The 23,964-nt window shown below is 67.9% G+C and carries 22 protein-coding genes and 1 riboswitch; of the genes, 17 read left to right on the forward strand and 5 right to left on the reverse strand.

The window, feature by feature from the left end:
* Positions 1-7: 7 nt before the first annotated feature.
* Positions 8-1,336 (reverse strand): leucine-rich repeat-containing protein kinase family protein, encoded by a 1,329-nt coding sequence (locus BLS74_RS22995; RefSeq protein WP_093109475.1) that lies wholly within the window; start codon positions 1,334-1,336, stop codon positions 8-10.
* Positions 1,333-2,394, reverse strand: a complete 1,062-nt coding sequence (locus BLS74_RS23000) for an MBL fold metallo-hydrolase (protein ID WP_093109476.1) — start codon at positions 2,392-2,394, stop codon at positions 1,333-1,335. Before BLS74_RS23000 ends, BLS74_RS22995 begins: the two co-directional genes overlap by 4 nt.
* A 98-nt stretch (positions 2,395-2,492) precedes the next feature.
* Between BLS74_RS23000 and BLS74_RS23005 the strand changes: the two genes are divergently transcribed.
* The 9 genes from BLS74_RS23005 (at position 2,493) to iaaH (ending at position 11,834) form a co-directional block, all read left to right on the forward strand.
* Positions 2,493-2,888 carry a MerR family transcriptional regulator gene (locus tag BLS74_RS23005; protein ID WP_093109477.1) on the forward strand — a complete coding sequence of 132 codons (396 nt, stop codon included), beginning with the start codon at positions 2,493-2,495 and terminating at the stop codon, positions 2,886-2,888.
* A gap of 41 nt (positions 2,889-2,929) precedes the next feature.
* Positions 2,930-3,637, forward strand: a complete 708-nt coding sequence (gene can, locus BLS74_RS23010; protein ID WP_093109601.1) for a carbonate dehydratase — start codon at positions 2,930-2,932, stop codon at positions 3,635-3,637.
* 4 nt (positions 3,638-3,641) lie between these two features.
* Complete coding sequence (gene aceK, locus BLS74_RS23015; RefSeq protein WP_093109478.1) at positions 3,642-5,453, forward strand: bifunctional isocitrate dehydrogenase kinase/phosphatase; 1,812 nt, start codon at positions 3,642-3,644, stop codon at positions 5,451-5,453.
* A 165-nt stretch (positions 5,454-5,618) separates the two neighbouring features.
* Positions 5,619-6,803: an acetyl-CoA C-acyltransferase gene (locus BLS74_RS23020; RefSeq protein ID WP_093109479.1), complete on the forward strand. Its 1,185-nt coding sequence runs from the start codon at positions 5,619-5,621 to the stop codon at positions 6,801-6,803.
* Between the two features lie 113 nt (positions 6,804-6,916).
* A complete protein-coding gene (locus BLS74_RS23025; RefSeq protein WP_093109480.1) occupies positions 6,917-7,432 on the forward strand; it encodes a hypothetical protein in 516 nt (171 codons plus the stop codon).
* Positions 7,433-7,573: 141 nt separating this feature from the next.
* Positions 7,574-8,821 carry a glutamate carboxypeptidase gene (locus BLS74_RS23030; protein WP_093109481.1) on the forward strand — a complete coding sequence of 416 codons (1,248 nt, stop codon included), beginning with the start codon at positions 7,574-7,576 and terminating at the stop codon, positions 8,819-8,821.
* Between the two features lie 22 nt (positions 8,822-8,843).
* Positions 8,844-9,974, forward strand: a complete 1,131-nt coding sequence (locus tag BLS74_RS23035) for an acyl-CoA dehydrogenase family protein (protein ID WP_093109482.1) — start codon at positions 8,844-8,846, stop codon at positions 9,972-9,974.
* Positions 9,975-10,100: 126 nt separating this feature from the next.
* Positions 10,101-10,232 carry a hypothetical protein gene (locus tag BLS74_RS35555; protein WP_280142657.1) on the forward strand — a complete coding sequence of 44 codons (132 nt, stop codon included), beginning with the start codon at positions 10,101-10,103 and terminating at the stop codon, positions 10,230-10,232.
* Positions 10,233-10,313: 81 nt separating this feature from the next.
* On the forward strand, positions 10,314-11,834 hold the full coding sequence (gene iaaH, locus BLS74_RS23045) for an indoleacetamide hydrolase (RefSeq protein ID WP_093109484.1): 1,521 nt from the start codon (positions 10,314-10,316) through the stop codon (positions 11,832-11,834).
* Here the strand turns inward: iaaH and BLS74_RS23050 are convergent, their stop codons facing one another.
* The gene (locus BLS74_RS23050) at positions 11,835-12,569 is read right to left on the reverse strand and encodes a helix-turn-helix transcriptional regulator (protein WP_093109485.1); all 735 of its coding nucleotides are present in this window, start codon (positions 12,567-12,569) and stop codon (positions 11,835-11,837) included.
* A 111-nt stretch (positions 12,570-12,680) separates the two neighbouring features.
* Between BLS74_RS23050 and BLS74_RS23055 the strand changes: the two genes are divergently transcribed.
* The 5 genes from BLS74_RS23055 (at position 12,681) to BLS74_RS23075 (ending at position 17,944) form a co-directional block, all read left to right on the forward strand.
* Positions 12,681-13,118: a YchJ family protein gene (locus BLS74_RS23055; RefSeq protein WP_093109486.1), complete on the forward strand. Its 438-nt coding sequence runs from the start codon at positions 12,681-12,683 to the stop codon at positions 13,116-13,118.
* Positions 13,119-13,309: 191 nt separating this feature from the next.
* On the forward strand, positions 13,310-14,152 hold the full coding sequence (locus tag BLS74_RS23060; RefSeq protein ID WP_093109487.1) for a DUF3047 domain-containing protein: 843 nt from the start codon (positions 13,310-13,312) through the stop codon (positions 14,150-14,152).
* A 3-nt stretch (positions 14,153-14,155) separates the two neighbouring features.
* Positions 14,156-15,133, forward strand: coding sequence for a rhodanese-like domain-containing protein (locus tag BLS74_RS23065; RefSeq protein ID WP_093109488.1), 978 nt, complete (start codon positions 14,156-14,158; stop codon positions 15,131-15,133).
* A 27-nt stretch (positions 15,134-15,160) separates the two neighbouring features.
* A riboswitch (TPP riboswitch) is annotated at positions 15,161-15,265 on the forward strand.
* 78 nt (positions 15,266-15,343) lie between these two features.
* Positions 15,344-17,224 (forward strand): phosphomethylpyrimidine synthase ThiC, encoded by a 1,881-nt coding sequence (gene thiC, locus BLS74_RS23070; protein ID WP_093109489.1) that lies wholly within the window; start codon positions 15,344-15,346, stop codon positions 17,222-17,224.
* Between the two features lie 36 nt (positions 17,225-17,260).
* The gene (locus BLS74_RS23075) at positions 17,261-17,944 is read left to right on the forward strand and encodes an HAD family hydrolase (protein WP_093109490.1); all 684 of its coding nucleotides are present in this window, start codon (positions 17,261-17,263) and stop codon (positions 17,942-17,944) included.
* A gap of 16 nt (positions 17,945-17,960) precedes the next feature.
* Here BLS74_RS23075 and BLS74_RS23080 read toward each other — a convergent pair whose 3' ends face one another.
* The gene (locus tag BLS74_RS23080; protein WP_093109491.1) at positions 17,961-18,158 is read right to left on the reverse strand and encodes a hypothetical protein; all 198 of its coding nucleotides are present in this window, start codon (positions 18,156-18,158) and stop codon (positions 17,961-17,963) included.
* Between the two features lie 72 nt (positions 18,159-18,230).
* Positions 18,231-19,289 (reverse strand): AraC family transcriptional regulator, encoded by a 1,059-nt coding sequence (locus tag BLS74_RS23085; protein WP_093109492.1) that lies wholly within the window; start codon positions 19,287-19,289, stop codon positions 18,231-18,233.
* A gap of 130 nt (positions 19,290-19,419) precedes the next feature.
* On the opposite strand from BLS74_RS23085, the gene BLS74_RS23090 reads away from it, so the two are divergent.
* The 3 genes from BLS74_RS23090 to BLS74_RS23100 are packed head-to-tail and all read left to right on the forward strand — an operon-like array spanning position 19,420 to position 23,953.
* Positions 19,420-20,592, forward strand: a complete 1,173-nt coding sequence (locus BLS74_RS23090; RefSeq protein WP_093109493.1) for an isovaleryl-CoA dehydrogenase — start codon at positions 19,420-19,422, stop codon at positions 20,590-20,592.
* Positions 20,593-20,603: 11 nt separating this feature from the next.
* The gene (locus BLS74_RS23095) at positions 20,604-22,271 is read left to right on the forward strand and encodes an AMP-binding protein (RefSeq protein ID WP_093109494.1); all 1,668 of its coding nucleotides are present in this window, start codon (positions 20,604-20,606) and stop codon (positions 22,269-22,271) included.
* Positions 22,268-23,953 carry a carboxyl transferase domain-containing protein gene (locus tag BLS74_RS23100; protein ID WP_093109495.1) on the forward strand — a complete coding sequence of 562 codons (1,686 nt, stop codon included), beginning with the start codon at positions 22,268-22,270 and terminating at the stop codon, positions 23,951-23,953. Before BLS74_RS23095 ends, BLS74_RS23100 begins: the two co-directional genes overlap by 4 nt.
* Positions 23,954-23,964: the final 11 nt, after the last annotated feature.

A 23,964-nucleotide genomic window follows, 5' to 3' on the forward strand; every position in this document is an offset into this window, starting at 1 on the left:
TTCGCGCTCAGGCGGCTGCGAGGGCCGATGCGATCTCGGCGAAGGCCGGGCGCGCGGCGGGCTCGGGCTGCACGCAGCGTGCCTGAAGACCAGTCAGCAGTGCGAGCGCGGCATGGTCCTCGCCGTTGGCCGGCCGGGAGCGCGCCAGCAGCTCCGCCAGCAGATGGCCGAAGGCGCACACCTCGATGCGCTGCAGCGCCTGGGCCTGCGCGCCGTCGTCCAACGGCAGGAAGGAGGCGGCGCCGAAGTCGCCCAGGAGACAGTCGCCCTGGCCGTCCCACAGGATGTTGTGGGCGTAGAGATCGCCGTGCAGGATGCCGTGCGCATGCAGCTGTGCCGCGGCCGAGGCGATGCCGCGCGCCATGCGCAGCGCGGTCGGCACCGGCCAGCCGGCGGCATCGGCATAGACGTCGCGCGTGCAGGAAGCCAGGCTGGGCGGGCCGGCCAGGTTGGCGAAGCGCGGATCCACCAGCGCCAGCACGAGGCCGGGCGTGGCCTCGGGGTGGTTGCCGACCTGGCCCCGCACTGCTATCAGGTTGGGGTGCGCGCCGGCGGCGATGCAGGCCGCCATCTCGCTGTGAGGCCAGCCGTCGCTGGTGACGGCACCCTTGAACAGCTTGACTGCCACCGGTTGGATGCCACCGTCAGCCCCGGTCCAGTCCGCCTGATGAATCAGGCCGGAAGCGCCTTCACCGAGCTTGTGTTGCAGCGAGAGAGAGTTCCAGTCGATGGCCGGAATGGCCTCTGCGGCCAGCGCCGCCGCTTCGGCTCGATCGTCGAAGGGATTGCCCGCGAAAGCCAGCCACGAAAGCCGCGGCAGCGAGAGCAGCCATTCGGGCAGGGCATCGAGGCGGTTGGCCGAGATGCGCAGCAACTCGAGCCCTTGGCAGGCGGCCATCTCGGCCGGCAGCGACTGCAGGCGGTTGCCGGCAAGCATCAGCTTCTGCAGCCGCGTGCAGCGGCCGATGGTGGGCGGCAGGGCCTCGATCTCGTTGTCCGTCAGGATCAGCCAGCGCAGCGACGCCGGCAGCGAGGCGGCCGGCACGCTGCGGATGCGATTGGCCTTGAAGCCCACCATATCGAGTTGCGCGCATTGCCCCACCGATTCGGGCAGACGCGTGAAGCGGTTGTTCGAGCAGAAGAGCACCCGCAGCCGGTGCAGCCGGCCCAGGTCGTCCGGCAGGGCGCTGAGCGCATTGCCCGAGAGATCGAGCACCTCCAGCGTGTCCGCCAGTTCGAAGATCTCGCGCGGGAACTCGGTGAGTCCGCACGCGAGGTCCAGCCGCCGGACACCGGCCAGCCGGCCCTCACGCAGCTGGGCCAGCGTGTTGTTCATGCGAACACGCCGAAGCGGTAGACGCCGTCCTCGCCCTTGCGGCGCTGCAGCAGCCCTTCGAACCACAAGAGGTGCAGGTGGGCCACCGTCTCGCCCATCGCAAAAGTCATCTGGTGCAGATCGAGCTGGCGCTTGAACAGGATCGGCAGGCCCTCGGCCGCGCTGTGCGGCTTCTGCGTGCAGGCCTCCAGCAGCTCGGCCAGTCGGTCGCGATGGTGCTCCTGCAACTGCTCGACGCGCCGGTGGATGCCGGTGAAGGGCTTGCCGTGCGAGGGCAGGCCCAGCGTGCCCACAGGCAGGGTCTTGAAGCGCTCGATGCTGTCGAGGAAGAGGCGCAGCGGATTGGCCTCGGGCTCGCCCGCATGCACGCTCACGTTGGTCGAGATGCGCGGCAGCATCATGTCGCCGCCGAGCAGCGCGCCAAGCTCCTCGCAATAGAGCGCAATGTGCTCGGGCGCGTGGCCGTAGCCGCTGATGCAGCGCCAGGCGCGCCCGCCGATCGAGACCGTGGCGCCGTCGAGCAGGCGCACGAAGCTGGCCGGCACCGCGGGCACCATGTTCGCGTAGTAGTTGCTGCGCGCGCGAATCTTGGCCACCGATTCGGGGTCGACCAGGCCGTGCGAGGCGAAGAAGTCCGCCGCCGCGTCGCCGCCGGCCAGCGTGTCGCCGGCGCTGGTGAGCACACGCGCCACGTGGTAGTCGGTGGCGCTGATCCACAGCGGGGCGTTCCAGCGCTCGCACAGCCAGTCGGCCAGGCCGATGTGGTCGGGGTGCATGTGGGTCACGAGCACGCGCAGGATCGGCTGGCCTTCGAGCTGGGTGGTGAAGATTTGCTCCCACTGCGCCCGCGAGGCATCGTGGGCGATGCAGCAGTCCACCACCGTCCAGCCCTCGACGCCGTCGAGCGTGTCGCGCAAGAGCCAGAGGTTGATGTGGTCGAGCGCGAAGGGCAGCGCCATGCGGATCCAGCGCACGCCGGGCGCGACCTCGAAAGTCTCGCCCGGTGCAGGCAGCGTGTCGCCGAAGGGGTATTGGAGTTCGCGTTCGAGGAGGTTCATGTACGATTGACGTTAACGTAAACGTCATGGGGAAGAGCCATCATTGTAGGCAGTGCAGCCCGAATGTGCTGTCACCGCCGCAACCCCGCACCCGCATCATGCCTTCGCAGACTTTCACCATCGGCGAACTCGCCAGGGAATTCGACCTCACCACGCGGGCGATCCGCTTCTATGAGGACATGGGGCTGCTCGCCCCGGAGCGCGCCGGGCAGCAGCGCGTCTACACCGCGCGCGACCGTGCACGGCTGACGCTCACCCTGCGCGCCAAGCGGCTCGGCCTGAAGCTGACCGAGGCCAAGGAGATCCTCGACATGTACGACAGCCCGCGCGACACGGCCGCGCAGCTGCAGCGCTTTCTCGGCGTGCTCGGCAACCACCGCGCCCAGCTCGAGGCCCAGCTGGCCGAGCTGGAGACCAACCTCGCCGAGGTCCGCGCACAGGAAAAGCAGGCGCGCGCCGCGCTCGCGCGTGCCGTCAAACCCAAGGCCCGCTGAGGGCCCGATATTCACCCCAGTCACCGACAATGGACAACACCATGCCCGACAACCTCGATGACCTGTTCTCCCACAACCGCAGCTGGGCTGCGCGGATGGAGCGCGATCGCCCCGGCTTCTTCACCAGCCTGGTGAAGCAGCAGACCCCCAAGTACATGTGGATCGGCTGTTCCGACAGCCGCGTGCCCGCCAACCAGATCACCGGCCTCGAGCCGGGCGAAGTGTTCGTGCACCGCAACGTGGCCAATATCGTGGTGCACTCCGACCTCAACGCGCTGTCGGCGATCCAGTTCGCGGTCGAGCGCCTCAAGGTCCGGCACATCATGGTGGTTGGCCACTATGGCTGTTCGGGCGTGCAGGCCGCGCTCGAAGGCGCGCGCATCGGCATCGCCGACAACTGGATCCGCCACATCCAGGACGTGCGCGACCGGCACCGGGTCATGCTCGAAAGCCTGCCGGAAACCGTGCGCGCCGATGCGCTGTGTGAACTCAACGTGGCGGAGCAGGTGGTCAATGTGGCGGTCAGCACCGTCATGGTCGACGCCTGGAGCCGCAACCAGACGGTCACCATCCACGGCTGGGCCTTCGGCGTGCACGACGGGCTGCTCGAGGACCTGGGCATGACCGTCGACGGCTCCAAGCCGCTGGACAACCTGTACCGCGCAGCGGTGCAGCGCATTCGCTACAAGTGGAGCAAGCCGGGCGAAGCCGCCCAACCCGTTCCGGACGTGCTCAAGGAAACCGACTGAGACCATGTTCCCCCAGCGCCTCGACTCGCCGCTGGCCTACGACATCGCAAAGGCGATGCGCGACGGCTTCAACCGCCACTACCAGCTGTTCCGCGCCGAGTCGGCGCGCGCCAAGCACCGCTTCGAAACCGCCGACTGGCACGGCCAGCAGCGGGCGCAGCGCGAGCGCATCGAGTTCTACGATCTGCGGGTGAGCGAGGCGGTGGCGCGGCTCGAGAAGGAGTTCAAGGCCGGCGACCAGCCGATGGACGTCTGGCACCAGGTCAAGCTGCACTTCATCGGCCTCCTGGTCGACCACCACCAGCCCGAGCTGGCCGAGAGCTTCTTCAACTCGGTAACCACCAAGATCCTGCACCGCGCCTATTTCCAGAACGACTTCATCTTCGTGCGGCCGGCCATCAGCACCGAGTACATCGAGCCGCGCGATGCGCCCACCTACCGCGCCTACTACCCCGAGCGCGAGACGCTGGCCGACACCATCGAGCGCATGCTCGAGGACTACGCGCTGCAGGGCGGCTACGCCAACCTGAAGCGCGACGCCGAGCGCGTGGCGGCCGCCATTCTCGGGCGCTTCCACCAGGTCAAGCTGCGCGCCAACTTCCAGCTGCAAGTGCTGTCGGGCCTGTTCTACCGCAACAAGGGCGCCTACGTGGTCGGCAAGATCATCAACGGTTTCATCGAACTGCCCTTCGCGCTGCCGATCCTGCACGACAGCGCGGACAAGTTCTACATCGACGCGGCGCTCTTCGGCGAGGAAGACCTGCAGATGCTCTTCAGTTTCGCGCGCGCCTACTTCATGGTCGACATGGAAGTGCCCTCGGCCTATGTGCAGTTCCTGCGCTCGCTGATGCCGCGCAAGCCGCGCGCCGAGATCTACAACGCACTCGGGCTGGCCAAGCAGGGCAAGACGCTCTTCTACCGCGATTTCCTCTACCACCTCAACTACTCGAGCGACAGGTTCCGCATCGCGCCCGGCATCAAGGGCATGGTGATGCTGGTGTTCGACCTGCCGTCCTTCCCCTACGTGTTCAAGGTCATCAAGGACTTCTACCCGCCGCAGAAGGACACCACGCGCGAGCAGATCAAGGGTAAGTACATGCTGGTCAAGCAGCACGACCGCGTGGGCCGCATGGCCGACACGCTGGAGTACAGCGACGTCGGCTTCCCGCTCGACCGCTTCGAGCCCGAGCTGATCGAGGAGATCCAGAAGTTCGCGCCCAGCCAGCTCGAGATCGGCGACCGCGACGGCAACGGGGAGATGGAGGTGGTGCTCAAGCACGTCTACATCGAGCGCCGCATGATCCCGCTCAACATCTACCTGCACGAAGCCCTCGACCAGATGGAGCATCCCGAGCATGCCAAGCGCGCGGGCAAGCAACTGGAGCATGCGGTCATCGAGTACGGCAATGCCATCAAGGACATGGTTGCGGCCAACATCTTTCCCGGCGACATGCTGTGGAAGAACTTCGGCGTCACGCGCGGCGGCAAGGTCGTGTTCTACGACTACGACGAGATCGAATACCTCACCGACTGCAACTTCCGCCGCGTGCCGACGCCGATCCACGAGGAAGACGAGATGAGCGGCGAGGTCTGGTACTCGGTCGGCCCGAAGGACGTGTTCCCCGAGACCTTCGGCCCCTTCCTGCTCGGCAACGAGTTGGTGCGCGAGGCCTTCATGGCCCACCATGCCGACCTGCTCGACGCCGCCTTCTGGCAAAGCCACAAGGAGCGCATCCAGGCCGGCCAGATGCTGGACGTTTTTCCCTACGACGAGGCGCAGCGGTTCATTCACGATGGCCATGCGCCTTACTTTTAGCTCGCCCCCAGGCTGCGCACAGTTCGTGTCGCTCCGCCAACCCCCTACCGGGGGCAACACCTGCGGCCCGGCAAAGCCGGTTCCGCGGTGTTTCGCGAATGGGGCCAGGGGTGGGCGCGAGAGTAGATTTTTGCTAGTGCACATTTTTCTAAAGGAGCAACTTCCATGACCGAATCCATCGTCATCGTCGGCGCCGCCCGCACCCCCATGGGCGGCTTCCAGGGCGACTTTTCTTCTCTCGCGGCGCACGACCTGGGCGGCGTCGCCATCAAGGCGGCCGTCGAGCGCGCGGGCATCGCGTCCGACGCGGTCGGCGAGGTGCTGTTCGGCAACTGCCTGATGGCCGGCCAGGGCCAGGCGCCGGCGCGACAGGCGGCCTACAAGGGCGGCCTGCCCGACAGCGCAGGGGCCGTCACGCTCAGCAAGATGTGCGGCTCGGCCATGAAGGCCGCGATGCTCGCGCACGACCTGCTGCTCGCGGGCACGCACGAAGTCATGGTCGCGGGCGGCATGGAGAGCATGACCAACGCGCCCTACCTCATGCTCAAGGGCCGTGGCGGCTACCGCATGGGCCACGACCGCATCTTCGACCACATGATGCTCGACGGCCTGGAGGACGCCTACCAGCCCGGCCGCTCGATGGGCACCTTCGGCGAGGACTGCGCGGCCAAGTACAAGTTCACGCGCGAGCAGCAGGACGCCTTCGCGATCGCCAGCGTGGAGCGCGCCAAGGCCGCCACCACCTCGGGCGCCTTCAAGGCCGAGATCGCGCCGGTCACGGTCAAGGGTCGCGGCGGCGACACCGTGATCGAGATCGACGAGGGCCCCGGCAAGGTCAAGCTCGACAAGATCCCGCAACTCAAGCCGGCCTTCAAGAAAGAGGGCGGCACCATCACCGCGGCCTCGAGCTCGTCGATCAACGACGGCGCCGCCGCGCTGGTGATGATGACCGAGAGCACCGCCAAGAAGCTCGGCGCCAGGCCGATCGCGCGCCTCGTCGGCCATGCCACCCACGCTCAGCAGCCCGAATGGTTCTCGACCGCGCCCGTGGGCGCCGTGGCCAAGCTGTTCAAGAAGACCGGCTGGGGCGTGAAGGACGTCGACCTGTGGGAAGTCAACGAAGCCTTCGCCGTGGTGCCGATGGCGCTGATGCACGAGCTCGACGTCTCGCACCACATCGTCAACGTGCACGGCGGCGCCTGCGCGCTGGGCCACCCGATCGGCGCCAGCGGCGCGCGCATCATGGTCACGCTGATCCATGCGCTGCAGCAGAAAGGCAAGAAGCGCGGCGTCGCGACACTGTGCATCGGCGGCGGCGAGGGCACGGCGGTCGCGCTCGAATTGGTCTGAGGCAAGAGCAGGCACGATAACTGCAGTTCAGACCGCAACGAAGGCGGCGGCCGTTGGAAAAAAAGGCGCCGTCCATTCGATGCGCGACCTTTCCACGCTGGAGTTCTCTTTTCATGCCGTCTCCGATTTCGAAGGCTCAGTTCGACAAGCTTCGCGCACTGGTCGACCAAGGGCGCATCCATACGGCCTATGACTACCTCGCCGACCGCGGCTACTACTACGCGTGCTGGGCCGCCGGCGATGTCGACGACAGCCTGCCGCCCGAGGCACGGGGCCGCACGGTGCCCGGCCTGGGCCTGGAGGCCCGCCAGAAGCTGACGGACCACGAGCTCGCGCGCTTCCGAACCAGCATGGCAAAGGGCTATCTGGGCGCCTTGCGGGCCCAGTTCGAAAGCGGGCCCTCCATCACGCGCGACGTCAGCGCGGAAGAGACCGCCGAGTTTCATGGTGAGGTCTTTCGAACTCACTTTCTCGGCATCAAGGACTGGACCCTCTGCGTTCCCTTCGAGCTGCAGGAAAAAGCCGGCGGCCTCGAAGCAGTCGAGCGCTACTGGGACGGCGTGCTGCGAACCGCCGCCAAGCTGAGTGCGCGAGCCATTGCGCGCTCGGCCGCGCTGATCGCCGCCTAGCGACAGGCACGGTGCGCGGTTGACATTTTTTTGCCATATCGCCGCGCGCTGTGACATTTCTTGTTCGGCGAGGGGGCGAGCCGTGTCGCATTGAGCGGTACCTAGAATGATGGGCTTGCCCACTCCTAGGAAACCCTGTTCATGCTTCCGGCCATTCCCCGCCACGCGCTCGCCGCACTGTTCGCCACCGCTTTCCTTGCCCCCGCCGCCTGGAGCCAGACGCGTGACGAGGCGCTTTTCAGCGCCGCCACCGCCGAGCAGCCGGCCGTCGTGAAGACGCTGGAGCGGCTGGTCAACATCGAGACCGGCACCGGCGACGCCGAGGGCATGGCCGCCGCGGGCAAGTACTTCGAGGATGAGCTCAAGGCGCTGGGCTTCACTGTCACGCGCAGCAAGTCGACCGGCATCGTGGTCGGCGACAACATCGTCGGCAAGCTGAAGGGCAAGGGCGGCAAGAACATCCTCCTGATGTCGCACATGGACACGGTCTACCTGAAGGGCATCCTGGCCAAGGCGCCCTTCCGCGTCGAAGGCAACAAGGCCTACGGCCCCGGCATCGCCGACGACAAGGGCGGCAACGCGGTCGTGCTGCACACGCTGAAGTTGCTCAAGGCGCGCGGCTTCCAGGATTTCGGCACGCTCACCGTGCTGTTCAACACCGACGAAGAGAAGGGCTCCTTCGGTTCGCGCGACCTGATCCAGGAAGAGGCCAGGGCCAGCGACTACGTGCTCTCCTTCGAGCCCACCGGCGCCGAAGCCGAGAAGCTTTCGCTCGGCACCTCGGGCATCGCCTACGTGCAGGTCAACATCAAGGGCAAGGCCTCGCATGCGGGCGCGGCGCCCGAGCTCGGCGTCAATGCGCTGGTCGAGGCCTCCGACCTGGTGCTGCGCACCATGGACATCGACAACAAGGCGCAGAACCTGCGCTTCAACTGGACCATCGCGAAGGCCGGTGCGGTGTCGAACATCATTCCCGACAGCGCCAGCCTCAACGCCGACGTGCGCTACGCGCGCAACGAAGACCTGGAAGCCGCGATGAAGACGCTGGAAGAGCGCGCGCAGAAGAAAAAGCTGCCGAACTCCGAGATCAAGGTGCTGGCCACGCGCGGCCGTCCGGCCTTCAATGCCGGCGAAGGCGGCAAGAAGCTGGTCGACAAGGCGGTGGCCTACTACAAGGAAGCGGGCGGCACGCTCGGCGTGGAGGAGCGTACCGGCGGCGGCACCGACGCGGCCTACGCGGCGCTCTCGGGCAAGCCGGTGATCGAAAGCCTGGGCCTGCCGGGCTTCGGCTACCACAGCGATTCCGCCGAGTACGTGATGATCGACGCCATCCCGCGCCGCCTCTACATGGCCAGCAAGCTGATCATGGATCTCGGCGCATCGAAGTAAACAGGCAAGCAGGAGGGTCACCATGCTGCTCAACGCCGACCAGGAAGCGATCCGCGACGCGGTGCGCGATTTTGCGCAAGCCGAACTCTGGCCTCATGCCTCGCGCTGGGACCGCGAGCACAGCTTTCCCAAGGAAGCGCACGCAGGCCTGGCGGCGCTCGGCGCCTACGGCATCTGCGTGCCCGAGGAAGACGGCGGCGCCGGCCTCGACTACCTGACGCTCGCGCTGGTGCTGGAGGAAATCGCGGCCGGCGACGGCGGCACCAGCACCGCGATCAGCGTCACCAACTGCCCGGTCAACGCGATCCTCATGCGCTACGGCAATGCGCAGCAAAAGAAGAAGTGGCTGCAACCGCTGGCCCAAGGGCAGATGCTCGGCGCCTTCTGCCTGACCGAGCCGCAGGCCGGCAGCGATGCCTCGTCGCTGCGCAGCACGGCGCGCAAGGACGCGGACGGCTGGGTGATCGACGGCGTCAAGCAGTTCATCACCAGCGGCAAGAACGGCCAGGTCGCGATCGTGATCGCCGTCACCGACAAGGGCGCGGGCAAGCGCGGCATGAGCGCCTTCATCGTTCCCACCGACGCGTCGGGCTACACGGTCGCGCGGCTCGAGGACAAGCTGGGCCAGCATTCGAGCGACACCGCCCAGATCAACTTCGACGCCTGCCGCATCCCGGCGGAGAACCTGATCGGCCAGGAGGGCGAGGGCTACAAGATCGCGCTCGGCGCGCTCGAGGGCGGCCGCATCGGCATCGCCGCGCAGAGCGTGGGCATGGCGCGCAGCGCCTTCGAGGTGGCGCTGGCCTACGCCAAGGAGCGCCAGGCCTTCGGCGGCTCGATCTTCGAGCAGCAGGCCGTCGGCTTCCGGCTCGCGGAATGCGCGACCCAGCTCGAAGCCGCGCGCCAGCTGATCTGGCATGCGGCGAGCCTGCGCGACGCGGGCCGGCCCTGCCTCAAGGAGGCGGCGATGGCCAAGCTCTTCGCGAGCGAGATGGCAGAGAAGGTGTGCAGCGCGGCGATCCAGACGCTCGGAGGCTACGGCTACGTCAACGACTTCCCGCTGGAACGCATCTACCGCGACGTGCGCGTGTGCCAGATCTACGAAGGCACCTCCGACATCCAGAAACTCCTGATCCAGCGCGCCCTGGCTTGAAGATGGCAGCTTCGCACTGTCGAAAGCTGTATGGCGCCTGCGGCCAGGTTCCCTGCCGATTGGCGGATTCACGCGCGCGCTGCGAACGACCAGACTGGTGCCAGTGGAAACGATGAGGAGCGCATCATGGCAACGGATCTCATGACTCTCGGCGTGCTTGGAATGGTCATGCTGGGCGGCTGGCTGATCGATCATGTGGGCCAGCAGGCCAAGGCGCGCCTCGCGCGCGCTCGGAAGCCGGTGCAACGCAGGCCCTAGCTCTGCTGTCATCGATCTGGATGACAGACAGGCGCCGCCCGGCGGCGCAACATGGCGGCATCTCTCCTCGGAGCTCTCGCCATGTCTCATTCGAATTCCGTCCTGGCCCTTCGCGCAGCGGCCCTCTCGTGCATCGCGGGGCTCGGCCTGCAGTCCCACGCGCAATCCGCGCCCCCGGACATCGCCACGCTGACCGCCAGCGAGGCCGCGCAGCGCCTCTGCGCCGGCTCGCTGACCAGCGAGCAGCTGGTCTCGGCCTACCTCTCGCAGGCCAGGGCCAAGCCGCAGCTCAATGCCTTCATCACGCTCGACGAGGCCGGCGCCCTCAAGGCCGCGCGCGCGGCCGACACCGCGCGCAAGCGCGGCGGCCCGTGCAAGCCGCTGGCCGGCGTGCCGGTGGTCATCAAGGACAACATACACGTCCAGGGCCTGCCCGCCACCACCGGCACACCGGCGTTGAAGGGTTTCGTGCCGTCGACGGATGCGCCCGTGGTCGCCAAGCTGCGCGCGGCGGGTGCGATCGTGCTGGGCAAGACCCACATGCATGAGCTGGCCTTCGGCGTGACGGGCTACAACCCCGCGTTCCAGAGCGGGCCCGAGGTCGGCGTGCGCAATGCCTATGACGCGACCCGCATCGCGGGCGGCTCCTCCTCGGGCAACGGCGCGGCGCTCGGTGCGCGCATGGCGCCGGCTGCGCTCGGCACCGACACCGGCGGCTCGGTGCGCATTCCCTGCGCCTTCAACGGATGCGCGGCGCTGCGTCCGACCGTGGGCCGTTATTCGCAGCAGGGCATCGCGCCGGTCTCGCACACGCGCGACACCGCCGGGCCGATGGCGCTGTCGGTGGCCGACCTGGTGCTGCTCGACGGAGCCATCGCCGGCGGCGCACCGTTGGTGCCGGCCGAGCTGAAGCGCGTGCGGCTCGGCGTGGTGCCGGCCTTCTTCGCGAACCTCGATGCCGACACCAAAGCCGCCACCGATGCGGCGCTGGCCAAGCTGCGCGCGGCAGGCGTCACGCTGGTGGACGTCGAGATGCCCAAGCTGATGGAGCTCAATGGCGCGGCCGGCTTCCCGATCGCGTTCTACGAGGCGCACGACGACATGGTGGCCTACCTCGCGAAGTACCGCACCGGCGTCGACATCCGGCAGCTGGCCGCGGCCGCTGCCAGCCCCGATGTCAAGGGTGCCTTCGAAGGCCTCGTGATCCCGCGCAAGCTGCCGGCCCCCAACGGCGTGGTCGATGCCAAGCCTGCCTACGACAACGCTATCGCCAAGGCCCGGCCGGCGCTGCAGAAGCTCTACCGCGACACCTTCAAGGCGAACAGGCTCGATGCGCTCGTGTTTCCGACGGTGACGCGCGTCGCGCTCGCAGCCACGCCGGAGGCCAGCAGCCCGAAGAACTTCGGCGCGCTGATCCAGAACACCGACCCCGCCGGCAACGCCGGCATCCCCGGCCTGCAACTGCCCTCGGGCCTGGGCGCCACGAGCGGCCTGCCGATCGGGCTGGAATTCGATGGCCCGGCGGGAAGCGACCGCAAGCTGCTGGCGCTGGGGCTGGCGGTCGAAGGGGTGCTGGGCCGACTGCCGGCACCCACGAAGTAGTCAGCGATCGCTGCCGGGCGCGGTCCAGCCGGCCAGCGCCGAACGGCGCTCGATGCCGAGCTTGCCGAAGATGCGCCGCAGGTAGGTGCGCACCGTCGGCACGCCGACTTCCATGCGCCGCGCGATGTCCTTGTCGGTCAGACCCTCGCGCACCGCCCGTGCGACCTGCTGCTCGCGCGGGCTCAGCTGCGGCCACGCAGCAGCAGGCTTTGCGTCGACGCGCTGCGCGCGCTGCAGCGCGCCGGCGAAGGCCGGCTCGATCAGGTCCAGCAGCGCCTTCTCGTGCTCGCCGAAGTCGCCGCGTCCCCCGCAGCGCCAGATGCGCAGGTCGCCCAGCGCGCGCTCGCCATGGAAGGCGTGCAGGTTCATGCCCCAGTGCAGGCCGTCGCGCGAGAGGAAATCGTTGAAGAAGGGTGTGCGCATCAGCTCGCGCTGCGGCATCACTTCGGTCACGCGGGTGGCACGGCGGCGCGATTGCAGGACGAAGGTGATCGGATCATGGTGCTGGTGCCATTCGGCATAGCGGTCGAGATTGGCCGGGTCCATGTTGAGCGCCACCCGGCGGCCGAAGCTGCCGCTCTCGGCATCCCACACGAAGGAGGCGAACTGGTCGGCATGCAGCAGGTCGAGCAGTGCCCAGCCGATGCGCTCGCGGATCTCGCGTTCGCCCTGGCTTTCTGCGAGCAGCGCGAAGATGCCGCGCAGCGCGTGCTGTTCCGAAGCTCTCAGGTACATGGCCGCCTCCTCTTTGTGCCGAGCTTAGTGCGCGAGCAAGTGCCGCGCCATCGTGGCGATTCAGGGTTTGCGAGAGGGTTTGCACAATGCGCGAGAATCTGTCCTTCCCTCATGTCCACTTCCTCTCCCAACTCCGCGCGCGTTCCCTGCCCCTGCGGACGCCGCGACCGCCGGGAGCTGCCGCTGCCCTATGCCCAGTGCTGCGGGCGCTACCTCGACGATTTCGAGCGCACGCCAGCGACGGACGCCGAATCGCTTATGCGTTCGCGCTACACGGCTTTCGTGCTCGAGCGGGCCGACTATTTGCTCGCTACCTGGCACGCGTCGACGCGCCCTGCGACGCTCGGCTTCGAGCCCGGCGTCAAATGGCTGGGCCTCGAGGTGCGCTCGCGTTCGGTGCTGGACGCCGACCATGCCGAGGTCGAGTTCGTCGCCCGCCAGCGCAGCAGCGCGGGCGTGGCGACCCGGCTGCACGAACGCAGCCGCTTCGTGCGCGAGGACGACGGCGCAGTCAGCCGCTGGTACTACCTCGACGGCGATCTGCGCTGAAGCCGCGGGGCAACTGAAAAATCTGTTGCCGCCCCGCGCGGCCTGCATTGCGCGCTAGCAATTCGATAGCGCGCGGCGCGCCATTGTGTCCAGAACAGAGACAGTCCGATTCCGTTTGGCCTATTTATCCGCGGCCGTTGTGCCCGCACACTCTCTTCCAGACTTCAACACAACCTGGACCAGAGGGCGACATGACCCGCAGCACGAGGATTCCGACCGCATACCGGCAGTGGCTTTGGGCCATGTTGGCGGCACCGGTCCTGGGCGCTGCGCTCTGGATGGCCTGCGCCCCGGCGGCACACGCCGGCGACGCCGCCGACATCACGCCTTTCTCGAGCGCGCGCGGTGCCGAAGCCCCTGCGCCGTGGCGCTTCACCACGCTGCCCAACAAGACGCCGACCCGCTTCGAGGTCGTGCAGCAGGATGGCCGCCGTGTCCTGAAGGTCGAGGCCGACCAGTCCTACGGCAACCTCGTGCATGCCACCCAGGTGCCGCTCGACGCCTCCACCACGCTGGCCTGGCGCTGGCGCGTCGACGACTTCGTGAAGGACGCCGACCTGCGCAAGCGCAGCGGCGACGACGGCGCGGCCAAGCTCTGCGTGTTCTTCGACCTCCCCACCGACCGGCTGTCCTTCGGCGAGCGCACGCGCCTGGCGCTGGCACGGCGCACCACGGGCGAGCAGGTGCCCAGCGAAGCGCTGTGCTACGTATGGGACAACAAGGAAGCCAAGGGCAGCACGCTCGTGAACGCCTTCACCCAGCGCATGCGCATGGTGGTGCTCGAGTCGGGGCCGGCCGCCACGCCGGGCACGTGGGCGAGCGAGCGCCGCAACCTGTTGGCCGACTACCGGCGCGTCTTCGGCGACGAGGCCGGCGACACCATGCCCGACGTGGTCGCGGTCGCGATCTCGGCCGACGCGGACAACACGCAGGGCCACGGGCTGGCCTATTTTTCCGACATCGATCTGCGCAGCATCGCGCCCACGCGCAGCGCCGGAGGCTTTGCGGCGGGGCGTCCCGTGCCCGGGGAATAGCGGATGGACGATCTCGTCACGCTCCTCTCGGCCCAGGGTGCCGCCGTGGTGTTCCTCGCCACGCTGGCGACCCGCCTCGGCGCGCCGGTGCCGGCCGCGCCCTTTCTCGTCGTCGCCGGCGGATTGTCGGTCGGCGGGCAGGTGTCATTCGCCGCCGTGCTGGCGGCCGCCCTGGTCGGCAACATCCTCGGCGACGGAGCCTGGTTCCTGGCCGGGCGCCGCTGGGGCTACCGTGTGATGCGCCTCCTGTGCCGCATCTCGCTGTCGGCCGACTCCTGCGTACGGCGCAGCGAGGCCATCCTCGGCCGCTGGGGCGGGCTGTCGCTGATCGCGGCCAAGTTCGTGCCCGGCGTGTCGGTGGTCGCGCCGCCGATGGCGGGCGCCTTGGGCATGTCGAACACGCGCTTCCTGTCCTACGAGACCGTGGCCGCGCTGATCTGGACGCTGGGCTTCCTCCTGCTGGGCCGCATCTTCCACGCGGCGATCCAGGACGTGCTGGCGGTGCTGTCCAGCGTCGGCCTCACGGCTGCGGCTGTCGGCACGCTGGTGCTCGTCGCTTTCGTCGCCTGGCGCTATCGCCGGCGCCGCATCGCGCTCGCTGCCGACGACATCGAGCATATCGAGGCCGGCGCGCTGCGCGAAGCCTTCGCGGCCGGTGCCCGCCCGACGCTGATCGACGTGCGCTCCGCCGAGGGACGCGCGCTGGATCCGCGCGCGATTCCGGGCGCCATCGGCATCGCGCTGCGCGAGCTCCCCGTCGAGCTGGCTGCCTTTGCCGACGGGCGCGAACTCATCGTGTTCTGCGACTGCCCCAACGACGAGTCCGCCATCGCTGCCGCGCGCGTGCTAATGAAGGCCGGTTTGCCGCGCGTGCGCGTGCTCGCCGGCGGGCTCTCGGCCTGGAGGGCCGCCGCCGCGATCGAGGTCGATGAAGAGGCACTGCCGGGCGGCGCGCCGGACATCGCCGCACATCCCGCTTGATCCCTGCCGCGAGCGAGGCCTAGAATCGGCCCCGCTCCGGGGTGCACGCAGATGTGTGCTGAGATGGCCAAGCGCCGAACCCGCGAACTTGATCTGGTTCATACCAGCGTAAGAAGAGCTGCGACTCCCCGGCCCCGGACATTCTTTTTTCCGCCGTGCCGATCCTGGAGCGATCGCGGAGCACCCGTCCAACGAACCGGAGTGCCCCGCATGAATGCCCCTGACAAGTTCGCCTCGCTGCTCACGCTGACGCGCGAGCCCTTTCCTGCCTCGACCAAGAGCGCCATCGCCGGCAGCCGGCCCGACCTGCGCGTGCCTGTGCGCGACGTGCTGCTCACCAACGGCGAGCAGGTGTCGCTCTACGACACCTCGGGCCCATACTCGGACCCTTCGGCCGAGATCGACGTGCGCCAGGGCCTGCCCGGCGTGCGCGGCGCCTGGATCGCCGAGCGCGGCGACACCGAAAGCTATCAAGGCCGCACCCACCAGATGCTCGACGACGGCGCCACCCATGCCGACCGCGATGCGCAGCGCCTGGCCGAGCTGCGCGCCGCCGCCTCGGGGCTGCAGCGCACGCCGCTGCGTGCCAAGTCCGGCATGAACGTGAGCCAGATGCACTATGCGCGCCGCGGCATCGTCACGCCCGAGATGGAATACGTGGCGCTGCGCGAGAACGGCAAGCGCGAATGGATGGCCGAGTACCTGGCCGACGCGGCGCGCGAGAAGCGCCTGGCCGGCAACCCGATGGGCGCGCGGATCCCGAAGATCATCACGCCCGAGTTCGTGCGCGACGAGGTGGCGCGCGGCCGCGCCATCATCCCGGCCAACATCAACCACCCGGAAGTCGAGCCGATGGCGATCGGGCGCAACTTCCTGGTCAAGATCAACGCCAACATCGGCAACTCGGCCGTCACTTCCAGCATCGAGGAAGAGGTGGAAAAACTGGTGTGGGCGATCCGCTGGGGCGCCGACAACGTGATGGACCTGTCCACCGGCCGCAACATCCACACCACGCGCGACTGGATCGTGCGCAACAGCCCGGTGCCCATCGGCACGGTGCCGATCTACCAGGCGCTCGAGAAGGTCGGCGGCGTGGCGGAAGACCTCACGTGGGAGATCTACCGCGACACGCTGATCGAGCAGGCCGAGCAGGGCGTGGACTACTTCACCATCCATGCCGGGCTGCGCCTGCCCTTCATCCATCTCACGGCCGATCGCCGCACCGGCATCGTCTCGCGCGGCGGCTCGATCATGGCCAAGTGGTGCATCGCGCACCACCAGGAGAGCTTCCTCTACACGCGCTTCGAGGAGATCTGCGAGATCATGAAGGCCTACGACGTGAGCTTCTCGCTCGGCGACGGCCTGCGTCCCGGCTGCGCCGCGGACGCCAACGACGAGGCTCAGTTTGCCGAGCTGCGCACGCTGGGCGAGCTCACGCAGATCGCGTGGAAGCACGACGTGCAGACCATGATCGAGGGCCCCGGCCACGTGCCCATGCACATGATCCAGGCCAACATGGACGAGCAGCTGAAGCACTGCCACGAGGCGCCTTTCTACACGCTTGGCCCGCTGACCATCGACATCGCGCCGGGCTACGATCACATCGCGAGCGCGATCGGTGCCGCCATGATCGGCTGGGCCGGCACCGCGATGCTGTGCTACGTCACGCCCAAGGAGCACCTGGGCTTGCCGGACCGCGACGACGTGAAGCAGGGCATCATCGCGTACAAGATCGCGGCCCACGCAGCCGACGTGGCCAAGGGCCATCCGGGCGCGCGGGCGCGCGACGACGCGCTCAGCAAGGCGCGCTTCGAGTTCCGCTGGCAGGACCAGTTCAACCTCGGCCTGGACCCCGACACCGCGCGCGAATTCCACGACGAGACCTTGCCCAAGGACTCGAGCAAGGTGGCGCATTTCTGCTCGATGTGCGGGCCGAAGTTCTGCTCGATGAAGATCACGCAGGAGGTGCGCGAGTACGCGGCGCAGCGCGGCATCGACGAGGCGAAGGCCCTGGACGAGGGCATGGCGGGCAAGTCGGCCGAGTTCAAGGCCGGCGGGGGCGAGATCTACATCCCGATCCAGGCGCGTTGAGCCGGGAAGGCAGAGGGTGGTTGATACCATCGCCCCATGCCTTCCATCCCCTTCGACGCCGTCCTCTTCGACTGCGACGGCGTCCTCGTCGACTCCGAACCCATCACCAACCGCGTGCTCGCCGAGATGCTCGGCGAGCTCGGCTGGCAGCTCACGGTGGAAGAGTCGATGCGCCTTTTCACCGGCAAGGCGGTGAAGGACGAGGCCGCGCTGATCGAGGCCAACACCGGCTTCGCCATCACGCCCGAATGGCTGCACGGCTTTCGCGGCCGCCGCAACGAGGCGCTCGAACGCGAGTTGGTCGCGATCCCCAACGCGGCCGGCGCGGTGCGCGCGCTGCACGCGGCGTTCGACGGGCGCATCGCCTGCGCTTCGGGCGCCGACCGCCACAAGGTGGAGTTGCAGCTCGACAAGATCGGCATCCTCGACTGCTTCGCCGGCCGGATCTTCAGCGGCCACGAGATGCCGCGCTCCAAGCCCGCGCCCGACGTGTACCTGGCCGCTGCCGCGGCGCTGGGCGTCGATCCGGCGCGCTGCGCGGTGGTCGAGGACACGGTGACCGGCGCGACGGCCGGCGTCGCCGCGGGCGCCACCGTGTTCGGCTACAGCCCTTCCGATCTCGGCCACAGCGGGCCGGAGGCGCTGCTGGCCGTTGGCGTGACGCAGGTGTTCAGCGACATGGCGCAGCTGCCGGCGCTGCTGGCCGCCCGCGAGCGCTGAGCGGAAAAGAAAAACTTCAGTTCGTGCGCTGCGTGGCGGCCTTGGCCATCGCGGCGAGGGCCTGCGTCATGGCCTGGGCGCGTGCCGACCAGAAACGGGCGATCAGCTTGTCGGCGTTCTCGACCACCGCGGGATGGATGCGCGAGCGGCCCGAGGTGGCGGCGAATTCGACCAGGGCCGCGTATTCGGAGGTGTCGGTGTCGGGAGTGTGCATGCCTCGATCCTAGGGCGGGAGGGCTCGCGCCTTGAGCGCAGGTGCGAGCGCAGCGATGAACTTTGTCACGGATCATCCTCGCGAGGCAAGCCTGCGACCGGCCTCCGATGCGCCGCCGCGACGAAATGCGCCGGGTGTTACACCTGCCCAGGTCCGGAACGCACGGGAAAAGCTTTTTTCGTTGCGAAATCCTACCGCCAGCGCAATCTGCTTGATCGGCCGCTCGGTGCGGCGCAGCTGCTCGGCCGCCTGCTCGTGGCGCACTTCGTCCTTCAGCGCCTGCAGCGACACGCCTTCTTCCTGCAGCTGGCGATGCAGCGTACGGGCCGACAGGTTCAGGATCGCAGCCAGCGCCTCGGCCGTGGCCGCCTCCCTGCCGCGCGTGCGCAACAGCTCGCGCACGCGCTGGCCCAGCAGCCGGTCACGGCGGTACTGCAGCACGGTGAGCGGCAGCGCGCGCCGCAGCATGGTGCGCAGCGCCTGCTCGTCGCGCTGCAGCGGCAGGGCCAGGTAGCGCTCGTCGAAGCTGTAGCTGGCCGCCTCGGCGCCGAAGCGCAGCTCGCCGCCGAACATCAGCGGATAGGCATCGCGGTGCGGCGGCGCCTCGAAGGGAAAGCTGGCCTCGCGCAGCGAGACCCGCGAATCGATGACCCAGGAGGCATAGCCGTGCAGGAAGCGCAGGTTCGACACCAGGCAGAACTCGCGCAGCTCGCCGAGTGCGGCGTGCTCCCGGATCAACACCGTCGCCACGCCGCCGGCCACCTTCAGTTCGAGCGCGATGTCCTCGGTCAGGAGCCGGTGGTGCCGGCACCAGCGCTTGATGGCAACCCCGAGGTTGGGTGAGGTCAGCGAGGCGCGGCACAGCATGCCGTAGGTGCCCCAGGGCAGGCGGCGGCCGAACCAGCCGAGCGCCTCGTCGTCGAGCTCCTGCATCGCGAAACCCGACAGAACCTCGAACTGCGCGGCCGTCACGCGGGCCTGGGCATTCTTCAGATCGCGCGGCGCAATCTGTGCCACTTCCAGGGCCCGGGACGGGTCCATGCCGTAGCGCTCGTAGCCCAGCACGATCGCTCGCACGAAGGCCATGGGCGTGGCGGCGCGGACGGCCGGTTTGAAGAGGGAAGACGACATGGAAGAACGCGATCTTGATGACGCAATATGCAACCATTGTGGCGCCAATTGCAACGGCAGGGGGCGTAAGCTGCGGCTTCCCGCGCGGGATTTCCGGCGCCAACGACACCGCTTGTGAGGAGACAACCCCATGCATGACCCCGGCCTGAACTTCGACCTGGGCGAGACCATCGATTCGCTGCGCGATGCGATCCAGAACTTCGCCGCCAACGAGATCGCGCCGCGCGCGGCCGACATCGATCGCGAAAACCTGTTCCCCCACGACCTCTGGAAGAAGCTCGGCGAGCTCGGCCTGCACGGCATGACGGTGAAGGAGGAATACGGCGGCACCGAGCTCGGCTACCTTGCCCACATCGTGGCGATGGAAGAGGTGTCGCGGGCCTCGGCCTCGGTCGGTCTCTCCTACGGCGCGCACTCCAACCTGTGCGTGAACCAGATCCACCGCAACGGCAGCGAAGCGCAGAAGAAGAAATACCTGCCGAAGCTGGTGAGCGGCGAGCACGTGGGTGCGCTCGCGATGAGCGAGCCCAACGCCGGCTCCGACGTGGTCAGCATGAAGCTGCGCGCCGAGAAGAAGGGCGATCGCTACGTGCTCAACGGCGGCAAGATGTGGATCACCAATGGCGGCGACGCCGACACGCTGGTGATCTACGCCAAGACGGAGCCCGAGATGGGCGCGCGCGGCATGACCGCCTTCATCGTCGAGAAGGGTTTCAAGGGCTTCTCGGCCGGCACCAAGCTCGACAAGCTCGGCATGCGCGGCTCCAACACCTACCCGCTCTACTTCGACAACTGCGAAGTGCCCGAAGAAAACGTGCTGGGCGGCGAGGGCGCCGGTGCCAAGGTGCTGATGAGCGGCCTCGACTACGAGCGCGCGGTGCTCTCCGGCGGCCCGCTCGGCATCATGGCCGCCTGCATGGACGCGGTGCTGCCTTTCGTGCACGAGCGCAAGCAGTTCGGCCAGAGCATCGGCGAGTTCCAGCTCATGCAGGGCAAACTGGCCGACATGTACTCGACCTGGCAGGCCACGCGGGCCTACGTGTATGCGGTGGGCAAGGCCTGCGACCGCAACGACCATGCGCGCACCTTCCGCAAGGACGCCGCGGGCGCGATCCTCTACTCGGCCGAAAAGGCCACCTGGATGGCCGGCGAGGCGATCCAGGCGCTGGGCGGCGTGGGCTACACCAACGAGTTCCCGGTGGGGCGGCTGTGGCGCGATGCCAAGCTCTACGAGATCGGCGCCGGCACCAGCGAAATCCGCCGCATGCTGATCGGCCGCGAACTGTTTGCCGAAACCGCCTGAAGGAGTTCTTCATGACCGTCACGCGCAGCCTGGCGAAGGGCGCCACCGACGTGCCGCTGATCGAGCAGACCATCGGCGATTTCTTCGACGACATGGCGGCGCGGCAGGGCGAGCGCGACGCGCTGGTCAGCGTGCACGAGAACAAGCGCCTGAGCTACCTCGAACTGCAGCGTGAGTCGAATCGCCTGGCCAGCGCGCTGCTCGGCCTGGGGCTCGCGCCCGGCGACCGCGTCGGCATCTGGTCGCACAACAACGCGCCCTGGGTGCTGATGCAGATCGCCACCGCCAAGGTCGGCATCATCCTGGTCAACATCAATCCGGCCTACCGCACCGCCGAGCTCGAGTACGCGCTCAACAAGGTGGCGTGCAGGGCGCTGGTCACGATGCCGCAGTTCAAGACCAGCGACTACCTCGGCATGCTGCGGGAACTGGGCCCGCAGCGCCTCCCGCTGCTGAAGCACATCGCGTGGATCGACAAGGAAGGCGCCGGCGACGAGGTGCCGGCTGCGCAACGCTTCTCCGCGCTGCTGGCGAGCGGCAACCCCGACGATCCGCGCATCGCGCAGATCGGCCGGACGCTCAAGGCCAGCGATCCGGTCAACATCCAGTTCACCAGCGGCACCACCGGCTTCCCCAAGGGCGCGACGCTGACCCACCGCAACATCCTCAACAACGGCTTCTTCATCGGCGAATGCATGAAGCTCACGCCGGAAGACCGGCTGTGCATCCCGGTGCCGCTCTACCACTGCTTCGGCATGGTGCTCGGCAACCTGGCCTGTCTGACGCACGGCTCGACCATCGTCTATCCGAACGACGGCTTCGACCCGCTCACCGTGATGCAGACGGTGCAGGCCGAGCGCTGCACCGGCCTGCACGGCGTGCCCACGATGTTCATCGCCGAACTCGACCATCCGCGCTTCAAGGAGTTCGACCTCAGCACGCTGCGCACCGGCATCATGGCCGGCTCGCCGTGCCCGACCGAGGTGATGAAGCGCGTGGTCGAGCAGATGCATCTGCGCGAGATCACCATTGCCTACGGCATGACCGAGACCAGCCCGGTGAGCTGCCAGAGTTCGACCGACACGCCGCTCGAGAAGCGCGTCTCGACCGTGGGCACGGTGCAGCCGCACATCGAGATCAAGATCATCGACCCGGAAACGGGCGAGATCGTCAAGCCCGGCGTCTCGGGCGAGTTCTGTACGCGCGGCTATTCCGTCATGCACGGCTACTGGGAAGACGAGGAGAAGACGCACGAAGCCATCGATGCCGAAGGCTGGATGCACACGGGCGACCTCGCCACCATGGATGCCGAGGGCTACGTCAACATCGTCGGCCGCATCAAGGACCTGGTGATCCGCGGCGGCGAGAACATCTACCCGCGCGAGATCGAGGAATTCCTCTACCGCCATCCGAAGGTGCAGGACGTGCAGGTGGTCGGCCTGCCCGACAAGAAGTACGGCGAAGAGCTCTGTGCCTGGATCATTCCCAAGCCGGGCCAGGCGCTGACGGCTGATGAAGTGCGCGACTTCTGCAAGGGCCAGATCGCGCACTACAAGGTGCCGAAGTACATCCAGTTCGTCACCGAGTTCCCGATGACGGTGACGGGCAAGATTCAGAAATTCAAGATCCGCGAAGCGATGAAACACCAGCTCGGCCTGGACGAAGAAAAAACCGCATGAGCAAACTCGAAACGAAATTGAACTCGCGCTCGGCCGATTTCCAGGCCAACGCCACCGCAATGCGCGCACTGGTCGACGACCTGCACGCGCAGTTCGCCAAGGTCCAGGCCGGCGGCGGCGAGGCCGCGCGCAGCAAGCACACGGCGCGCGGCAAGCTGCTGCCGCGCGATCGCGTCGCGCAGCTGCTCGACCCCGGCACGCCCTTTCTCGAAGTCGCGCCGCTCGCGGCCCATGCGATGTACCACGGCGCGGCGCCCGGCGCGGGGCTGATCGCCGGCATCGGCCGCGTGAGCGGCGTCGACTGCATGATCGTGTGCAACGACGCGACAGTGAAGGGCGGCACCTACTATCCCGTCACCGTCAAGAAGCACCTGCGCGCGCAGGAGATCGCCGAGCAGAACCGCCTGCCCTGCATCTACCTGGTCGATTCGGGCGGCGCCAACCTGCCGAACCAGGACGAGGTGTTCCCCGACCGCGATCACTTCGGCCGCATCTTCTACAACCAGGCCAACATGAGCGCGCAAGGCATCGCGCAGATCGCGGTGGTCATGGGCTCGTGCACGGCCGGCGGCGCCTACGTGCCGGCGATGAGCGACGAGTCGATCATCGTCAAGAACCAGGGCACCATCTTCCTGGGCGGCCCGCCGCTCGTGAAGGCGGCCACCGGCGAGGTGGTCACGGCCGAAGACCTGGGCGGCGGCGACGTGCACACGCGGCTGTCGGGCGTGGCCGACCATCTGGCGCAGAACGACCTGCATGCGCTGGCACTGGCGCGCTCGGCGGTGGCGAACTTGAATCGCTCCGTTCGCACTGAGCCTGTCGAAGTGCCGGTGCAGGCTTCGACCCTTCGTCAAGCTCAGGACAGGCCAGGCTCAGCCCGAACGGGTGGGGACTCAGCTCGAACGGTTTCAAGAGAACCCGCCTTCCCCCCCGACGAGCTCTACGGTGTGATCCCCACCGACACCCGCAAGCCCTTCGACGTGCGCGAGATCATCGCGCGCATCGTCGACGGCAGCGAGTTCCACGAGTTCAAGTCGCGCTTCGGCGCAACGCTGGTCTGCGGCTTCGCCGAGATCGAGGGCATGCCGGTGGGCATCGTCGCCAACAACGGCATCCTGTTCTCCGAATCGGCGCAGAAGGGCGCGCACTTCATCGAGCTGTGCTGCCAGCGCAAGATCCCGCTGGTGTTCCTGCAGAACATCACCGGCTTCATGGTCGGGCGCAAGTACGAGAACGAAGGCATCGCGCGCCACGGCGCCAAGATGGTGACGGCGGTGGCCACCGCCAACGTGCCCAAGTTCACCATCATCATCGGCGGCAGCTTCGGCGCCGGCAACTACGGCATGTGCGGCCGCGCCTACTCGCCGCGCTTCCTCTGGATGTGGCCCAACGCGCGCATCAGCGTGATGGGCGGCGAGCAGGCCGCGAGCGTGCTGGCCACCGTCAAGCGCGACGGCATCGAGGCCAAGGGCGGGCAGTGGAGTGCGGAGGAGGAGGAGGCCTTCAAGTCGCCGATCCGCCAGCAGTACGAGGCGCAGGGCCATCCCTATTACGCGACGGCGCGGCTCTGGGACGACGGCATCATCGACCCTGCCGACACGCGCCGCGTGCTGGCGCTGGGCCTGGCGGCCGCGCGCAACGCGCCGATTCCCGAGCCGAAGTTCGGCATCTTCCGCATGTGAGGCAGACGCCC

The organism is Variovorax sp. CF079 (assembly GCF_900101545.1).
Classification (GTDB): Bacteria; Pseudomonadota; Gammaproteobacteria; order Burkholderiales; family Burkholderiaceae_C; genus Variovorax.

What these genes read in the sequence shown, in the direction of transcription:
- BLS74_RS23100 (WP_093109495.1), top strand. Translation starts at nt 22,268, where the DNA reads ATGAGCAAACTCGAAACGAAATTGAACTCGCGCTCGGCCGATTTCCAG.
- BLS74_RS23095 (WP_093109494.1), top strand. Translation starts at nt 20,604, where the DNA reads ATGACCGTCACGCGCAGCCTGGCGAAGGGCGCCACCGACGTGCCGCTG.
- BLS74_RS23055 (WP_093109486.1), top strand. Translation starts at nt 12,681, where the DNA reads ATGTCCACTTCCTCTCCCAACTCCGCGCGCGTTCCCTGCCCCTGCGGA.
- BLS74_RS23030 (WP_093109481.1), top strand. Translation starts at nt 7,574, where the DNA reads ATGCTTCCGGCCATTCCCCGCCACGCGCTCGCCGCACTGTTCGCCACC.
- BLS74_RS35555 (WP_280142657.1), top strand. Translation starts at nt 10,101, where the DNA reads ATGGCAACGGATCTCATGACTCTCGGCGTGCTTGGAATGGTCATGCTG.
- aceK (WP_093109478.1), top strand. Translation starts at nt 3,642, where the DNA reads ATGTTCCCCCAGCGCCTCGACTCGCCGCTGGCCTACGACATCGCAAAG.
- BLS74_RS23085 (WP_093109492.1), bottom strand. Translation starts at nt 19,289, where the DNA reads ATGTCGTCTTCCCTCTTCAAACCGGCCGTCCGCGCCGCCACGCCCATG.
- BLS74_RS23060 (WP_093109487.1), top strand. Translation starts at nt 13,310, where the DNA reads ATGACCCGCAGCACGAGGATTCCGACCGCATACCGGCAGTGGCTTTGG.
- BLS74_RS22995 (WP_093109475.1), bottom strand. Translation starts at nt 1,336, where the DNA reads ATGAACAACACGCTGGCCCAGCTGCGTGAGGGCCGGCTGGCCGGTGTC.
- BLS74_RS23080 (WP_093109491.1), bottom strand. Translation starts at nt 18,158, where the DNA reads ATGCACACTCCCGACACCGACACCTCCGAATACGCGGCCCTGGTCGAA.
- BLS74_RS23005 (WP_093109477.1), top strand. Translation starts at nt 2,493, where the DNA reads ATGCCTTCGCAGACTTTCACCATCGGCGAACTCGCCAGGGAATTCGAC.
- thiC (WP_093109489.1), top strand. Translation starts at nt 15,344, where the DNA reads ATGAATGCCCCTGACAAGTTCGCCTCGCTGCTCACGCTGACGCGCGAG.
- BLS74_RS23050 (WP_093109485.1), bottom strand. Translation starts at nt 12,569, where the DNA reads ATGTACCTGAGAGCTTCGGAACAGCACGCGCTGCGCGGCATCTTCGCG.
- BLS74_RS23020 (WP_093109479.1), top strand. Translation starts at nt 5,619, where the DNA reads ATGACCGAATCCATCGTCATCGTCGGCGCCGCCCGCACCCCCATGGGC.
- BLS74_RS23075 (WP_093109490.1), top strand. Translation starts at nt 17,261, where the DNA reads ATGCCTTCCATCCCCTTCGACGCCGTCCTCTTCGACTGCGACGGCGTC.
- can (WP_093109601.1), top strand. Translation starts at nt 2,930, where the DNA reads ATGCCCGACAACCTCGATGACCTGTTCTCCCACAACCGCAGCTGGGCT.
- BLS74_RS23000 (WP_093109476.1), bottom strand. Translation starts at nt 2,394, where the DNA reads ATGAACCTCCTCGAACGCGAACTCCAATACCCCTTCGGCGACACGCTG.
- BLS74_RS23065 (WP_093109488.1), top strand. Translation starts at nt 14,156, where the DNA reads ATGGACGATCTCGTCACGCTCCTCTCGGCCCAGGGTGCCGCCGTGGTG.
- BLS74_RS23035 (WP_093109482.1), top strand. Translation starts at nt 8,844, where the DNA reads ATGCTGCTCAACGCCGACCAGGAAGCGATCCGCGACGCGGTGCGCGAT.
- BLS74_RS23090 (WP_093109493.1), top strand. Translation starts at nt 19,420, where the DNA reads ATGCATGACCCCGGCCTGAACTTCGACCTGGGCGAGACCATCGATTCG.
- BLS74_RS23025 (WP_093109480.1), top strand. Translation starts at nt 6,917, where the DNA reads ATGCCGTCTCCGATTTCGAAGGCTCAGTTCGACAAGCTTCGCGCACTG.
- iaaH (WP_093109484.1), top strand. Translation starts at nt 10,314, where the DNA reads ATGTCTCATTCGAATTCCGTCCTGGCCCTTCGCGCAGCGGCCCTCTCG.